At 71.9% G+C, this 15513-nt stretch carries 14 protein-coding genes; 11 read left to right on the top strand and 3 right to left on the bottom strand.

Translation table 11 applies throughout. The annotated features are described in order from the left end of the window. Positions 1 to 14 precede the first annotated feature (14 nt). The 5 genes from dxr (at position 15) to ABD332_RS37830 (ending at position 5212) form a co-directional block, all read left to right on the top strand. Positions 15 to 1202 carry a 1-deoxy-D-xylulose-5-phosphate reductoisomerase gene (gene dxr / locus ABD332_RS37850; protein WP_344508175.1) on the top strand — a complete coding sequence of 396 codons (1188 nt, stop codon included), beginning with the start codon at positions 15 to 17 and terminating at the stop codon, positions 1200 to 1202. Further along, positions 1202 to 2503, top strand: coding sequence for a M50 family metallopeptidase (locus ABD332_RS37845; RefSeq protein WP_344507900.1), 1302 nt, complete (start codon positions 1202 to 1204; stop codon positions 2501 to 2503). Before dxr ends, ABD332_RS37845 begins: the two co-directional genes overlap by 1 nt. Before the next feature lie 34 nt (positions 2504 to 2537). Beyond that, positions 2538 to 3704: a flavodoxin-dependent (E)-4-hydroxy-3-methylbut-2-enyl-diphosphate synthase gene (gene ispG, locus ABD332_RS37840; protein ID WP_344507898.1), complete on the top strand. Its 1167-nt coding sequence runs from the start codon at positions 2538 to 2540 to the stop codon at positions 3702 to 3704. A gap of 70 nt (positions 3705 to 3774) precedes the next feature. After that, positions 3775 to 4614: a GNAT family N-acetyltransferase gene (locus tag ABD332_RS37835; RefSeq protein ID WP_344507896.1), complete on the top strand. Its 840-nt coding sequence runs from the start codon at positions 3775 to 3777 to the stop codon at positions 4612 to 4614. A 76-nt stretch (positions 4615 to 4690) separates the two neighbouring features. After that, positions 4691 to 5212: a hypothetical protein gene (locus tag ABD332_RS37830; protein WP_344507895.1), complete on the top strand. Its 522-nt coding sequence runs from the start codon at positions 4691 to 4693 to the stop codon at positions 5210 to 5212. A gap of 7 nt (positions 5213 to 5219) precedes the next feature. On the opposite strand, the gene ABD332_RS37825 is transcribed toward ABD332_RS37830, so the two are convergent. After that, positions 5220 to 6038: a helix-turn-helix transcriptional regulator gene (locus tag ABD332_RS37825; protein WP_344507893.1), complete on the bottom strand. Its 819-nt coding sequence runs from the start codon at positions 6036 to 6038 to the stop codon at positions 5220 to 5222. Positions 6039 to 6152: 114 nt separating this feature from the next. On the opposite strand from ABD332_RS37825, the gene ABD332_RS37820 reads away from it, so the two are divergent. Beyond that, a complete protein-coding gene (locus ABD332_RS37820) occupies positions 6153 to 6860 on the top strand; it encodes an SDR family oxidoreductase (protein ID WP_344507891.1) in 708 nt (235 codons plus the stop codon). Positions 6861 to 6886: 26 nt separating this feature from the next. Here the strand turns inward: ABD332_RS37820 and ABD332_RS37815 are convergent, their stop codons facing one another. Continuing rightward, a complete protein-coding gene (locus tag ABD332_RS37815; protein ID WP_344507889.1) occupies positions 6887 to 7759 on the bottom strand; it encodes a LysR substrate-binding domain-containing protein in 873 nt (290 codons plus the stop codon). 70 nt (positions 7760 to 7829) lie between these two features. On the opposite strand from ABD332_RS37815, the gene ABD332_RS37810 reads away from it, so the two are divergent. Continuing rightward, the gene (locus ABD332_RS37810) at positions 7830 to 8177 is read left to right on the top strand and encodes a YybH family protein (protein ID WP_344507887.1); all 348 of its coding nucleotides are present in this window, start codon (positions 7830 to 7832) and stop codon (positions 8175 to 8177) included. Between the two features lie 55 nt (positions 8178 to 8232). Here the strand turns inward: ABD332_RS37810 and ABD332_RS37805 are convergent, their stop codons facing one another. Further along, positions 8233 to 10656, bottom strand: a complete 2424-nt coding sequence (locus tag ABD332_RS37805) for a GcvT family protein (RefSeq protein ID WP_344507885.1) — start codon at positions 10654 to 10656, stop codon at positions 8233 to 8235. 199 nt (positions 10657 to 10855) lie between these two features. Here ABD332_RS37805 and ABD332_RS37800 point away from each other — a divergent pair, with 199 nt between their 5' ends. The 4 genes from ABD332_RS37800 (at position 10856) to ABD332_RS37785 (ending at position 15507) form a co-directional block, all read left to right on the top strand. Then, a complete protein-coding gene (locus tag ABD332_RS37800) occupies positions 10856 to 11779 on the top strand; it encodes a phosphotransferase (RefSeq protein ID WP_344507883.1) in 924 nt (307 codons plus the stop codon). Between the two features lie 17 nt (positions 11780 to 11796). Further along, a complete protein-coding gene (locus ABD332_RS37795) occupies positions 11797 to 13338 on the top strand; it encodes an amino acid permease (RefSeq protein ID WP_344507881.1) in 1542 nt (513 codons plus the stop codon). 62 nt (positions 13339 to 13400) lie between these two features. Further along, positions 13401 to 14144: a FadR/GntR family transcriptional regulator gene (locus ABD332_RS37790; protein WP_344507879.1), complete on the top strand. Its 744-nt coding sequence runs from the start codon at positions 13401 to 13403 to the stop codon at positions 14142 to 14144. Positions 14145 to 14181: 37 nt separating this feature from the next. Beyond that, positions 14182 to 15507: a glutamine synthetase family protein gene (locus ABD332_RS37785; protein WP_344507877.1), complete on the top strand. Its 1326-nt coding sequence runs from the start codon at positions 14182 to 14184 to the stop codon at positions 15505 to 15507. Positions 15508 to 15513 lie beyond the last annotated feature (6 nt).

The following is a 15513-nucleotide window of genomic DNA, read 5'->3' as shown; positions in this document are numbered from 1 at the left end:
TGATCCCCCGCGAGATCGTCCTGCTGGGCTCGACCGGCTCGATCGGCACCCAAGCGATCGACATCGTCCGTCGTAATCCCGACAAGTTCCGAGTGGTCGCGATCGGTGCCGGCGGTGGCAACGTCCGCCTGCTCGCCGAGCAGGCGCTGGAGCTCGGCGTCGACGCGGTCGGCGTGGCGAAGGCCACCGCCGCGCAGGACCTGCAGCTCGCGTTCTACACCGAGGCCGCCCGCCGCGGCTGGGCGACCGGCGACTTCCGGCTGCCGAAGATCCTTGCCGGCCCCGACGCGATGACCGAGCTGGCGCAGTGGCCGTGCGACATGGTCCTCAACGGGGTCGTCGGCTCGCTGGGCCTGGCCCCGACGCTCGCCGCCCTGCGCGCCGGGCGCATCCTGGCCCTGGCCAACAAGGAGTCCCTGGTTGCCGGTGGTCCGCTCGTACGAGCCGCCGCCCGGCCGGGCCAGATCGTCCCGGTCGACTCGGAGCACTCGGCCCTCGCGCAGGGGCTGCGGGGCGGCGCGGCCAAGGAGGTCCGGCGCCTGATCCTGACCGCGTCGGGCGGCGCGTTCCGCGGCTGGACCCGCGAGCAGCTCGTCGGGGTCACCCCGCAGGAGGCGCTCGCCCACCCGACCTGGGACATGGGGCCGGTCGTCACGATCAACAGCGCCACGCTCGTCAACAAGGGCCTCGAGGTGATCGAGACTCACGAGCTGTTCGGGGTGCCGTACCGCGACATCCACGTCATGGTCCACCCGCAGTCGGTGATCCACTCGCTGGTCGAGTTCCACGACGGCTCGACGCTCGCCCAGTGCAGCCCGCCCGACATGCGCCTGCCGATCGCGCTCGCCCTCGGCTGGCCCGACCGGGTCGCCGACGCCGCGCCGGGCGTGGACTGGACCAAGGCCCATACGTGGGAGCTGCGCCCGCTCGACGAGGAGGCGTTCCCCGCGGTCGCCCTCGCCAAGGCGGCCGGGGAGGCGGGCCGGTGCCGGCCGGCGATCTACAACGCCGCCAACGAGGAATGTGTTGCCGCGTTCACAGCGGGTGAGCTTCCATTCCTCGGAATTGTGGAGACTTTGGAGCAGACCCTTACGGACGCACCGGACTTTGCCGAACCAGGTACCGTCGATGACGTGCTCGCCGCCGAATCCTGGGCGCGGGCCTATGCGCGCGAGCGGATCGCGGGCGGGGAAGGGGCCTGATGGCGTTCACGGTGGGGATCGTCCTCTTCGCGGTGGGGATCCTGTTCGCGGTGTGTCTGCACGAAGCGGGGCACATGCTGACCGCCAAATGGTTCGGCATGCGGGTGACCAAGTACTTCGCCGGGTTCGGCCCGACGATCTGGTCGTTCAAGCGCGGCGAGACCGAGTACGGCATCAAGGCGCTGCCGTTCGGCGGCTTCGTGAAGATCGTCGGGATGACCCCCCAGGAGGACGACGTCGACCCGGTGACCGGCGTCGCCGGCGCTGACGACCCACGGGCCATGTGGCGCTTCCCGGTGTGGAAGCGGACCATCGTGATGAGCGCGGGCTCCATCACCCACTTCGCGATCACCCTCATCACGCTGTGGGTGCTCTTCTCGTTCGTCGGCATCCCCGACCCGGAGACCAAGCAGGACTCCTGGCCGGTCCGCGTCGGCCCGGTCGCCGAGTGCATCAGCACCAAGTGGGAGTACGACCCCGCCACCAAGGCGCCCAAGGCCTGCGACCTGGCCAAGGGGGACCCGAAGAGCCCGGCGGCGCAGCTCGGCCTGCAGTCCGGCGACCTGATCACGTCCATCGACGGCGTCGCGACCCCGAGCTCCAGCGTGCTGCGCGAGGAGCTCAAGAAGGCCACCAACAAGAGCGTCGCGGTGACGTGGACCCGCGACGGCAAGACGCTCAGCGGCACCGCCGCCATCCCCGAGGCACAGCGGATCAAGGCCGACGTCGTCAAGCCCGCCGACAAGATCACCGCGGACGACCTGGAGCAGGGCGGCCTGCTGGGCATCAGCATCGCCCCGCGGACCTCGGACATCCCGCACGTCTCGTACGGTCCGGTCGAGGGCGTCGACAAGACGTTCACCATCACCTGGTCGCTGATCGACCGCACGTTCGCCTCGTTCAAGGACATCCCGGAGAAGGTGCCCAACCTGTTCAAGGCGATCTTCGGCGAGAAGCGCGACCCGGAGACCCCGGTCAGCGTCGTCGGCGCCAGCCGGATCGGCGGCGAGCTGTTCGAGATCGGCGACTGGGCCTCGCTGCTGCTGCTCTTCGCCAGCCTGAACCTGTTCTTCGGCATCTTCAACCTGTTCCCGCTGCTGCCGATGGACGGCGGTCACATCGCGATCGCCTGGTTCGAGCGCGTGCGGTCCTGGTTCGCGGCCAAGCTGGGCAAACCCGACCCAGGTCGGGTGGACTACTACAAGCTGGCGCCCATCACGCTGGGCGTGATAGGCATCCTCGGCGTCTTCGTCCTGCTGACGGTGACCGCCGACTTCGTGAACCCGATCAGCCTCAAGTAGACGATCACAAGACCTGAAACAGGTGGCGCATTCCATGACCGCTGTCAGCCTCGGCCTGCCGGCCGTCCCCCCGCCGGCGCTCGCACCGCGCCGCAAGTCACGCCAGATCATGGTCGGCTCCGTGCCGGTCGGTGGCGGCGCGCCGGTGTCCGTGCAGTCCATGGCGACCACGCTCACCGCCGACGTCAACAGCACGCTCCAGCAGATCGCCGAGCTCACCGCCTCGGGCTGCCAGATCGTGCGGGTCGCCGTGCCCAGCCAGGACGACGTCGAGGCGCTGCCGGCGATCGCGAAGAAGTCGCAGATCCCGGTCATCGCCGACATCCACTTCCAGCCGAAGTACGTGTTCGCGGCGATCGACGCCGGCTGTGCGGCCGTCCGGGTCAACCCGGGCAACATCCGCCAGTTCGACGACAAGGTCAAGGAGATCGCGAAGGCGGCCTCCGACGCGGGCATCCCGATCCGCATCGGCGTCAACGCCGGCTCCCTCGACAAGCGCCTGCTGGAGAAGTACGGCAAGGCGACCGCCGAGGCGCTGGTCGAGTCGGCGCTGTGGGAGTGCTCGCTGTTCGAGGAGCACGGCTTCCGCGACATCAAGATCTCGGTCAAGCACAACGACCCCGTCGTGATGATCCGCGCGTACCGGCAGCTCGCCGAGCAGTGCGACTACCCGCTGCACCTGGGCGTCACCGAGGCCGGCCCGGCGTTCCAGGGCACGATCAAGTCGTCCGTCGCGTTCGGCGCGCTGCTCGCCGAGGGCATCGGCGACACGATCCGCGTCTCCCTGTCGGCGCCGCCGGTCGAGGAGATCAAGGTCGGCAACGCGATCCTCGAGGCGCTCGGCCTGCGCGAGCGCGGCCTGGAGATCGTCTCGTGCCCGTCCTGCGGCCGCGCCCAGGTCGACGTCTACACCCTGGCGGAGCAGGTCACCGCCGCGCTTGACGGGTTCCCGGCGCCGCTGCGGGTCGCGGTCATGGGCTGCGTCGTCAACGGTCCGGGTGAGGCGCGCGAGGCGGACCTCGGCGTCGCGTCCGGCAACGGCAAGGGGCAGATCTTCGTCCAGGGCAAGGTCATCAAGACGGTGCCCGAGTCGCAGATCGTGGAGACCCTGGTCGAGGAGGCGCTGCGCCTCGCCGAGGAGATGGGCGTCGATCTGCCCGAGGAGCTGCGCGGCCTCGGACCCTCGGTCACGGTCCACTAGTGCCTGACACGGGGACGGCGGCGGCGGGTATGTGCGGCTGTCCCCGGGTGAATCTGGCAGGCTTGTACGCATGCTAACGGTGGCGGCGAGGCTCCTCGGCGACGCCGAGCGCGGCGCGGTCGAGCGGCTGCTCGACGGCGACCCGTTCGGCGGCGCCCAGGTCGCCGAGCGGATCTCGATGGCCGGGCTCGCGTGGTGGCGACAGGACGCCCGGATCTTCGGTTACGGTTCGCGCCGCCACCTGGAGTCGCTGTGCTGGCTCGGCGCCAACCTGATCCCCGTCAACGCCTCGGCGCCGGCCGTCGCGGCGTTCGCGGACATGGTCGCGGGTGAGCCGCGCGGCTGTTCGTCGATCGTCGGGTCCGCCGACGCGGTCCTCGGCCTGTGGAGCCGGCTGGCACCCTCGTGGGGGCCGGCGCGTGACGTACGGCCGAACCAGCCGCTGATGGCGACCTCGTCGCCGGCGCCGGTGCCCGCCGACCCCGGGGTGCGCCTCGTCCGGCCCGACGAGATCGACCTGCTCTTCCCGGCCGCGGTCGCGATGTACACCGAGGAGGTCGGCGTCTCACCGACCGCCGACGGCGGCGAGCGCTCCTACCGGGAGCGGGTCGGCGAGCTCGTCCGGGCCCGCCGGGCCTACGCGCGGGTGATCAACGGCAAGGTCGTGTTCAAGGCCGAGCTGGCGGTGGTCACCAAGCACACCGCGCAGATCCAGGGCGTCTGGACCGCGCCGGAGTGGCGCGGCCGGGGGCTGGCCCGGGGCGGGATCGCCGCGATCGTGCGCGACGCCCTGCGGCGGGTGGCGCCATCGGTCAGCCTGTATGTCAACGACTACAACACCCCTGCCCGCGCGGTGTACGAACGGTGCGGGTTCCAGCAGGTGGGCACCTTCGCGACCGTACTGTTCTAAACCGCCATTTCTCCGCAAACTGCCCCCGCGTGCAGGATGATCAAGAGGCCACCCGGCTGAACAAGGGAAGCTTCGCATGGGCCACATCATCCGGCAGCTGACGCCCAACACCACGCGTTACTACTGGTACCCGGGGGACAAGAAGGAGTGGCTGCGCGCCCTCGTCGCCTGCGGGGCCGGCGGGGCGGTGTTCGGGCTGACGGTCCTGCTGACCAGGAGCGTCGTCGCCGCGACGGTGCTCGGCGTCTCCACGAGCGTCGGGTGTGCCTGCTTCAACCTCGGCCGCCGCGACACCAGGGCGCTCGACGGCCTGGACACCGCCACGATCACCCGCCGCGAGGCGGTCGCCGCCTCGGGCCGGGGCGCCTGGCGCGGCATGGTCGAGGGGGTCGCGGTCGCGCTCGCCGTGCTGCTCGTCGCATACCTGCCGGCCCGTGGCCTCCTGGCCGACTGGCTGCTGCCGCTGGTGCCGGCGCTCGCCGCGGGGATCGCCCGCCAGGGCGGCCTGCTCAGCGCCCGCCTCACCCACGAGTCGGCGAAGGCCTCGACCCTGGGCCCCGGCTTCCGCAACCAGATCGCCCAGGCCGCCCGCCACTGACGGCGGGTCAGCCCGCGTACGCGGGGCGCTGGCGCAGCGAGCACAGCACCCACGCGCTGTGCGAGCCCGCCTCGGCGGTGTAGAAGATCACCTTCTGGCCGGCGTCGGCGAGGTCGAGGACCTCGCAGTCGAAGACCAGCTCGCCGTGGACAGGGTGCTCGAAGCGCTTCGTCGTGACGCGGCGGACGCACACCTGGTGCTCGTCCCAGCGGCGGGTGAAGTCCGGGCTGGTCGAGCGGAGGCGTGCGATCAGCGACTGGATGCCGGGGTCGCCGGGGTACCGGACGGAGGCGGCCCGCAGGTCCGCGACGCACTCGTCGGCGAACCGGGACGCTTCCTGCGACGTCAGGCCGGTCGGGCCGGTGAACAGGTTCCAGATCATGTTGCGTGAGCCTGTCGCGGTGGGGTCGCCCATCAGCGCGACGGCCATCGGGTTCCAGGCGAGGAGGTCGTACTTCGCGTCGATCACGAACGCGGGAGTGTCGTCGAGGCGGTCCAGCAGGTGCAGGATGCCCGGCGACACGTGCGGCGACGGCCCCGCGGGGAGGGCGGGCTGCTCGCCGGCGACCTGGAAGAGGTAGGTGCGCTCGTCGTCGTGGAGGCGCAGCGCCCGGGCGAGCGCGCCCAGCACCTGCCGGGACGGGCGGGGGCCGCGGGCCTGCTCCAGGCGGGCGTAGTAGTCGACCGAGATGCCCGCGAGCCGGGCCACCTCCTCGCGGCGCAGGCCGGGGGTGCGCCGGCGGGCGCCGCCGTCGATGCCGACGTCGGCCGGGAGGACCTTCGCCCGACGGCTGCGGAGAAACGCGGCGAGCTGTTCCCGGTCCATGCGCTCCATGCTGCCGGACCGCGCGGCGGCAGGCCAGGCGCCAACCAGGGACCGCCGATCCGATGTTCGGCACGGCTCTGCCGCGATCGCCGCCCGGCGGGCAGCGTGGCGGGCATGGACGAACCACGCGTCGCCCTCGTCACGGGCGCGAACAAAGGCATCGGATTCGAGATCGCGAAGCTGCTCGGCACCAGGCACGGCATGAAGGTCCTGGTCGGCGCTCGGGACGCGGTGCGCGGCAAGGAGGCGGCCGCGGCGCTCGGCCCGTTCGCGACGGCGATCACCCTGGACGTGACCGACGAGGACAGCGTCGGCCGGCTGGCGGCCCTGGAGCGGCTCGACGTGCTGGTCAACAACGCCGGCGTGCTGCTGGAGCGGGGCGCGCCGCCCAGCGGGACCCCGGTCGACCTGCTGCGGAACACGTTCGCGACGAACGTGTTCGGCGTCGTCGCGGTCACCAACGCGGCGCTGCCCGCGCTGCGGCGCTCCGACGCGGGGCGGATCGTCAACCTCAGCAGCGGGCTGGGGTCCCTCGCGTTCACCACGGAGCCGTCGCACGTGTACGCGCAGAACCCGCTGCTGGCGTACAACGCGTCCAAGAGCGCGCTGAACGCGGTCACCGTCTCCTACGCCAACGAGCTGCGCGCGACGGCGATCAAGGTCAACGCCGCCGACCCCGGCTACTGCGCGACCGACATGAACGGCCACGCCGGCCCGCGGACCCCGGCGCAGGGTGCGATCGCGGCGGTCCGCCTGGCCACCCTCCCGGCGGACGGCCCGACCGGGGGCTTCTACGACGAGGACGGTCCGGTGCCCTGGTAATCAGGCCCCGTGATCAGGCCCCGTGATCAGGCCCCGTGGGACGGGAAGCGGGCGAGGAACGCCGCGGCGGCGGCCGAGCGGGGGCCGGTGCGGCGCCACGCGAGGCCGAGCCGGCCGCTCAGCGCGGGGCGCGTGATCCGCAGCGCGTGCAGCCCGTCGAAGCCGCGGGCGATCGACGCCGGCAGGATCGCCACGCCCAGCCCGCGCGCGGCCAGCCGGGCCACCACCTGCGGCGTTCCCGCCTCGAACGCCACCCGCGGTGCGAACCCGGCGGCCGCGCACGCCGACTCGAGGATGCCGCGGATGCCGGTGCCGCCGGGGAGGCAGACGAGGGGCCGGTCCCGCAGGTCCGCGATCCGCACCGCCGACCGCCGGGCCCAGGCGTGACCGGTGGCGACCGCGGCGTCGATCGCCTCGTCGGTGAGCATGCGCACGTCGAGGTCGGGCGGCGGGGTGTCGTACGCGATGACCGCCGCGTCCAGACGCCCGGAGAGCAGCCCTTCGACGAGCCGGTCGGTGGTGTCCTCGGTGAGGGTGATCTCGACCCCCGGGTGCGCGGCGTGGAAGTCCGCGAGCACCCCGGGCAGGTCGACGTCGTGCGAGGTCACGGTGCCGATCGCGAGCCGGCCGCGGGCCAGCCCGGCGAGCTCCGCGGCGGTCTGCCGGGCACCCTCGACGGCCGCGAGGGCCGCCCGGGCGTAGGGCAGGACCGCCGCGCCGGCCGCGGTCAGCCGGACCTCCCGGCCGGACCGGTCCAGCAGCTCCTGCCCCAGCTCCCGCTCCAGCTTCCTGACCTGCGCGCTCACCCCCGGCTGCGCCACCCGCAGCCGGGCCGCCGCGCGGGTGAAGCTCGCCTCCTCGGCGACGGTCACCAGGTACACCAGCTGATGCAGCTCCATAAGCACCGATGCTAGAAGTCAGCAGGAACAGGTCTTGGAGTTATACGTCGAACGGGCGCACGGTGGAGGCATGACTGCGACAGCGAAGACACCCGAGGACCTGACCCGACTCTTCGTCGAGCGTGCCAACGCCGGCGACGCGGAGGGGCTCGCCGCGCTGTACGAGCCGGACGCCGTCCTGGCCTACCCGCCGGGCGAGACCACCGTCGGTCGCGACGCCATCCGGAAGGTCTGCGAGGCGATGATCGAGCACGTGCCGCACTTCGCGCTGGAGCCGCTCACGCCGACCGTCCTCAACGGCGACCTGGCACTGACCGGGACCCGGTCCGCCGACGGCAAGGGCGGCCGCGTCCAGGTCGTGCGCCGCCAGCCCGACGGCTCCTGGCTGCGCGTCATCGACAGGCCCGAGCAGCCCTGACCGCACCCGCACCCGCACCCGCACCCGCACCCGCACCCGCGTCCGCGAAGCAGGATCAGGCGCGCACCCGGAGCATCTTCGGGTCGTAGAGGGGCTCGGCGCGCACGACGGCGGGGGACCAGCGGTCGAAGACGGAGATCTCGACGGGGGTGCCGATCGGCGTCGCTGCCGGCAGGTACGCGTAGGCGATCGACGCCCCGACCCGGTAGCCGAACCCGCCGGACGTGACCCGTCCGCACGGCACGCCGTCGACGCGGACCGGCTCGCCGCCGAGGCAGACGGTGGCGGGATCGTCCAGCACGAGGCAGCGCAGCACCCGGTCGGGGGCGTCGGGAAGGGCGTCCCGGCCGATGAAGTCCTTGGACCGCGCGACGAACGGGCCGAGGCCGGCGGAGATCGGGTCGGTGTCGGTGGTGAGGTCGGCGCCCCAGACGCGGTACCCCTTCTCCAGGCGCATCGAGTCGATCGCCCGGTAGCCGCCCGGCCGCAGCCCGAGCGGGGCGCCGGCCTCCATCAGCAGGTCCCACAGCGTCAGCGTGTACTCGGCCGGCGCGTACAGCTCCCAGCCGAGCTCGCCGACGAAGGTGACCCGCTGGGCGAGGACCGGCACCGGGCCGACCGTCAGCCGTGCGGCACGCATGAACGGGAAGTCCGCGTTGGCCAGCGACGCGTCGGTGAGCGGCTGGAGGATGTCGCGGGCCGCCGGCCCCCACAGGCACAGGCAGCCGTGCGCCGACGTGACGTCGTCCACCAGCACGTCCGGCCCCGCGAACCGGCGGATCCAGGCCGCGTCCCGCACCCCGCTGGCCGTGCTGGTGACGATCCGGAAGTGTGCCTCGCCGAGTCGCGTCACGGTCAGGTCCGCCTCGACCCCTCCGCGGGCGTTGAGCATCGAGGTGTACGTGAGCCCGCCCGCCGGACGGTCGACGTCGTTGGCGCACAGCCGTTGCAGCAGCCGCAGCGCGCCCGGGCCGCGCACGTCGAGCTTCGCGAACGACGACTGGTCGAACAGCCCGGCGGCGGTGGCGGTCGCGGCGACCTCGGCGGCGATCGCCGGCGACCAGTGCCGCCCGGCCCATCCGCGCGGCGCGGTGACGCCGGGCACGGCGAGCGCCGCGTTGACGCCGAACCAGTTCGCCCGCTCCCACCCGGCCTTCTCGCCGAGCGCGGCGTCGAGCGGGGCCAGGCGCGGCCACACGGGGGAGCGCCGCAGCGGGCGGCCGGCGGTCCACTCCTGCCCGGGGTACACCACGTCGTAGTAGCGGGAGTAGCCGTCGAGCGCCTTCGCCGCCGCCCAGGTGCGGCTCGCCGCGTGGGCGCCGAAGCGGCGGACGTCCATCGTGGACACGTCCCACTCCGGGGCGCCGCCGACGATCCACTCGGAGATCACCTTGCCGACGCCGCCGGCCGCGGCGAGCCCGTGCACGCAGAACCCGGCGGCGACCCAGAAGCCGGCGACCGAGGTCTCGCCGAGCAGGAACTCCCCGTCCGGGGTGAACGCCTCCGGCCCGTGCACGATCCGGTCCATGCCGACCGTGCGCAGCGCCGGGACGCGGTGCCGCGCGTTGCCCCACGACTCGGCGAACGTGTCCAGGTCGGGCTCGAACAGGGTCCGCGCCGCCGACAGCGGGTCGGGGTCGTCCCACAGCGCCGGCTGCCGCACGTAGCCGCCGACGAGCAGGCCGCCGACCGGCGCGGGGGCGCCGCGGAAGTACACGATCCGGTCGGGGTCCCGGACCGTAGGGATGTCCACTGTGGAGCCGGCGCCGTCCAGCGCGCCGGTGACGACGTACTGGTGCTTGATCGGCACGATCGGGATGTCGACGCCGGCGAGCCGCCCGACGTGCCCCGCGGCGGCGCCGGCGGCGTTGACGACGACCTCGGTGGCGATCCGGCTGGCGCTCGTCGTGACCGCGGCGACTCGGCCGGAGACCGTCTCGACGCCGGTGACGCGGACCCCGGTGACGATCCGGACGCCGAGCGCGGTCGCGCCCGCGGCGAGCGCGGCGGCCAGCTGCGCGGGCTCCAGCCAGCCGTCGCCGGGCAGCCAGCCGGCCGCGAGGACGTCGCCGACGTCGAGTAGCGGCAGCCGCTCCTTCGCCTGCGCGGCGGTCAGCAGGTCGAGCTCCAGGCCGTACGTGGTCGCCGAGCTGACCTGCCGGCGCAGCTCCTCGACGCGCGAAGGGGTGGTCGCCAGGCGCAGCCCGCCGACGCCCCGCCAGCCGGGGTCCAGCCCGGTGAGGGTGCGCAGCTCGGCGTACAGGCCGGACGAATACATGATCATCCGGGTCTGGCTGATCGTGGAGCGCAGTTGCCCCACGAAGCCGGCCGAATGCCAGGTCGTGCCGTCGGTGAGCTCGTGCTGTTCGAGCAGCACGACGTCGGTCCAGCCGAGTCGCGCCAGGTGATACGCCACGCTGCAACCGGCGACGCCGCCGCCGACGACCACCGCGCGGGCGGCTGCTGGAAGGTCCGACATTGCATGATTGTGATCCCGCGTGCCGGGCTTGTAAAAGGTCTGAAGCGATACCGGTAAACGCGAAGATCCCTCTTGACGACCGGCCGTGGCAGGCGTTAACTGTGCCCCACTATGACGTCGGTCACTACAGTCCCCGGGGTGTAAAAGGTCTGTAACCGGCGTGGACCGCGCGGCGAAGGGGCCGGGTGCCATGACTGCGGTGCCGTCCATCGCGGACCTGCTGGAGCGGGTCCCGTCGTGGGTGGGCCGCGCGGTCGAATGGCAGCGGCTGCAGGGCGGGCTGTCCCATCACATCTACCGGGTCGACGTCGACCGGGTGCCCTACGTGCTGCGGGTGCTGGAGCCCGCGGTGTCCGCCGCCGGCCTCGGCGTCCCGCCGGAGCAGGAGATCGCCAACACCGTGCTCGCGGCGCGGACCGTCGGCGCGCAGGTCTACGAGGTCCTGCCGGACGTCCCGGCGGTCGTCATCGAGTACCTCCCGGGCCGGACCCTCGGCGCCGCCGACGTGCGCCGCCCCGAGATCGTCCCGTCCATCGCGACCGCCTGCCGCCGGCTGCACGCCGGCCCGGCGTTCGGCAACGAATTCGACATCTTCGCCAAGCGGGCCGAGCTGCTCGGCGTCTGCGCGCGGCACGACCTGCCGCTGCCGGACGGCTACCTGGACCGCTCGTCCACAGTGGATGCCCTGGAAAGGGCACTGGCGGCGCGGCCGCTGCCGCGCGTGCCGTGCCACAACGACCTGCTCGCCGAGAACTTCATCGCCACCGGCGACGGTGTGCGGATCATCGACTACCAGCTGTCCGGCAACAACGACCCCGCATTCGAGCTCGGCGACATCGCCGCGGAGGCCGACTACGACCCGGATCTGGTCGGCCTGCTGGCGGGGGAGTACTTCGCCGAAGCCGACGAGGCCCTCCGCGCGAGGGTCCGGCTGTATCAAGTCGCGTCCAACGTCACCTGGACGCTGTGGTTCACCGTCCACCATGGACTGTTCAAGTCCGCCGCGTTCGACTACGCGGCGGAGGCGGCCGAGAAGTGGGGCCAGGCCAAGGATGCCTTGGACGACGACCCCGGCCTCGGCAGGCTCCTGGCGGCGGCCAACGGAAGGAACCCCCACCCCTAAAAACCGAGGAGGTGCCCATGGCATCACCGACCGTCGACGCAGACGAACAGCGGCTCGCCGAGCTGGGCTACAAGCAGGAGCTGCGCCGCAAGTGGAGCGGCTTCTCCAACTTCGCCATCTCGTTCTCCATCATCTCGATCCTTGCGGGCTGCTTCACCACGTTCGGCCAGGCGTGGATGAACGGCGGCCCGGTCGCCATCTCCTGGGGCTGGCCGCTCATCTCGATCTTCATCCTGATCATCGGCTTCTGCATGTCGGAGCTGGTGTCGGCGTACCCGACGGCCGGCGGCATCTACTGGTGGGCCGCCAAGATGGGCAAGCCGATCCACGGCTGGTTCACCGGCTGGCTCAACCTGATCGGCCTGATCGCCGTGACCGCGTCGGTCGACTACGGCTGCGCGACGTTCCTGAGCCTGGTGCTCGACGCGTACACCTCGTGGGACAGCGGCAACCTGTACCTGACGTTCCTGCTGTTCGTGGTGATCCTCGTGCTGCACGCGGCGATCAACATCTTCGGGCACAACGTCATCGACGTGCTGCAGAACGTCTCGGTGTGGTGGCACGTGTTCGGTGCCGCCGCGGTCGTGCTGATCCTGGTGATCGTGCCGGAGAAGCACCAGAGCCTGCAGTTCGTCTTCACCGAGCGCTTCAACCACTCCGGCTACTCCGACGGGCTGTACTGGTTCCTGGTGCTGCCGTTCGGCTTCCTGCTCACCCAGTACACGATCACCGGCTTCGACGCGTGCGCGCACGTGTCGGAGGAGACGAAGGGCGCGTCCACGGCCGCCGCGAAGGGCCTGTGGCAGTCCATCTTCTACTCGGCGATCGGCGGCTGGATCCTGCTGCTGTCGTTCCTGTTCGCGGCGACCGACGTCGACGCGATCACCGAGGCCGCCGGCTTCTCCGGCGCGATCTTCGAGACGTCGCTGAGCTCCGGCTTCTTCAAGGCGGTCATCCTCATCTCCACCATCGGGCAGTTCTTCTGCGGCATGAGCTGCGTGACGAGCATGTCCCGGATGACCTATGCGTTCAGTCGTGACCGGGCCGTGCCGGGCTGGCAGCTGTGGTCCAAGGTGGACCGCAACGGCACCCCGGTGAACGCGATCCTGGGTGCTACCGCGGCCGGGCTCGTGCTCACCCTGCCCGCGCTGTACAAGAGCCCGACGGGCGCGCCCACCGCCTTCTACGCGGTGGTCTCGGTCGCGGTCATCGGCCTGTACCTGGCCTTCCTGATCCCGATCTACCTGCGCCTGCGGATGGGCGACAGGTTCGTGCCCGGCCCGTGGACGCTCGGCTCGAAGTACAAGGTGCTGGGCTGGATCGCGGTCATCGAGATCGCCGTCATCTCGGTCTACTTCGTGCTGCCGCTGTCGCCGGCCGCGATCCCCGGCAACAAGGACTTCTCCTGGCTCAACGTCAACTACGCGCCGCTGGCGATCCTGCTGGTCATCGGCGGCGCCGCGCTGTGGTGGACGCTGTCGGCGAAGCACTGGTTCAAGGGCCCGATCCGCACGATCGACGAGGCGATCGCGGAGGACACCGCAGCGTCCGTCGACTAGGGAATGATGTGGTCCGGGCGGCGCGCGAACGCCGTCCGGACCCATCGAGGCGAGGAGGGCGGATGCCGGTGGCCACTGAGCCCCTGTCGGGTGTGCCGATGTGGCGGCCGGTCCGGGGCGGCAACGCCTTCGAGATCACCGTGGCACGCCTGGCCCAGGCGATCCGGCTGGGTCTCGTGCCGGTCGGCGAGCGGCTCCCGCCGGAGCGCGAGCTGGCGGAGCGCCTGCAGGTGAGCCGGGTGACGCTGCGCGAGGCGATCGCCGCCCTGCGGGAGGCCGGCTTCCTCGAGTCGCGGCGCGGGCGCTCCGGCGGCACGTTCGTGGTGCGCTCCACCGGCGACTCGCACCCCGACGCCGCCGAGCAGGACGCCGCCGCCCTCGCCCGCGAGATGGGCGACGCGCTGCACGACGCGCTGGACTTCCGGCGGGTCCTGGAGCCGGGCGCGGCCGCGCTCGCCGCGACGAGGTCGCTGTCCGCCGCGGACCGGGCGCACCTGGTCGCCTGCCTGGCCGCGGCCCGCACCCGCGACCCGCGGACCCGGCGGGTCAACGACTCCCGGCTGCACCTCGCGATCGCCTCGGCGAGCGGCTCCACGTCGGTGGCCGCCTCCATCGCCGACGTGCAGCTGCGCCTGGACCGGCTGCTCGCCGCGATCCCGGTGCTGCGCCGCAACCTCGACCACTCCGACGCCCAGCACGAGCGGGTCGTCGAGGCGATCCTCGGCGGCGACCCGGTCGTCGCCCGCACCGAGATGGAAGAGCACTGCGACGCGACCGCCGCCCTGTTGCGCGGTCTGCTCGGTTGAGTTTATGGTTTGTTTCTAGACCTTTAGGGGATGGGCGATGCTGACGATCGAGCAGCTGCGCGTTGCGGTGAGCGAGGGTGAGATCGACACGGTCGTCGTGGCGGTCACCGACATGCAGGGCCGGTTGCAGGGCAAGCGGTTCTACGCCCAGCACTTCCTCGACGAGGTCGTCGCCCACGGCACCGAGGGCTGCAACTACCTGCTCGCGGTCGACGTCGACATGAACACCGTCGAGGGCTATGCGATGTCGTCCTGGTCCTCCGGCTACGGCGACTTCGCGATGATCCCCGACTTCGCCACCCTGCGCCGCATCCCGTGGCAGCCCGGCACCGCCCTGGTCCTCGCCGACCTGCGCTGGCTGGACGGCGAGTCGCCGGTGGCCGCCTCGCCCCGGCAGATCCTGCGCGCGCAGCTGGCCGGGCTCGCCGACGCCGGCCTCACCGCCTACACCGGCACGGAGCTGGAGTTCATCGCCTACCGGGACAGCTACGAGGAGGCGTACGCCAAGGGGTACCGCGACCTCACCCCGGCCAACGTCTTCAACGCCGACTATTCGCTGCTGCAGACCGCCCGGATCGAGCCGCTGCTGCGCCGCATCCGCAACGACATGGCAGGCGCCGGCCTGGTCCCGGAGAGCGCCAAGGGCGAGTGCAACCTCGGCCAGCACGAGATCGCGTTCCGCTACGACGAGGCGCTGCGCAACGCCGACGGGCACGTGCTCTACAAGAACGGCGCCAAGGAGATCGCGGCCCAGGAGGGCGTGTCGATCACCTTCATGGCCAAGCCCAACGCGCGCGAGGGCAACTCCTGCCACATCCACTTCTCCCTGAGAAGAGACGGGCAGCGGGTCGACGAACCGACCTTCCACCACGCCATGGCCGGCCTGCTGGCGACCATGCGCGAGTTCACCCTCATGTACGCGCCGAACATCAACTCCTACAAGCGCTACCAGGCGGGCTCGTTCGCGCCGACCGCGGTGCGCTGGGGCAACGACAACCGCACCTGCGCGCTGCGCGTCGTCGGCCACGGCCCGTCGCTGCGGGTCGAGAACCGGGTGCCCGGCGCCGACGTCAACCCCTACCTGGCGATCGCCGCGATGGCCGCCGGCGCGCTGCACGGCATCCGCAACGAGCTGCCCCTCGAGGACATCTACACCGGCAACGCATACCAGGACGACACCGCGCCCCGGGTGCCCGCGACGCTGCGCGAGGCGCTCACCCTGTGGGAGGGCAGCGACCTGGCCCGCGCGGCATTCGGTGAGGACGTCGTCGCCCATTACGCCAACAACGCCCGGGTCGAGCTGGCAGCGTTTGACGCGGCGGTCACCGACTGGGAACTCCAGCGCGGCTTCGAAAGGCTCTGAACACGC

The organism is Dactylosporangium maewongense (assembly GCF_039531485.1).
GTDB classification, from domain to species: Bacteria; Actinomycetota; Actinomycetes; order Mycobacteriales; family Micromonosporaceae; genus Dactylosporangium; species Dactylosporangium maewongense.
This window is presented reverse-complemented; position numbering and strand designations above follow the sequence as displayed.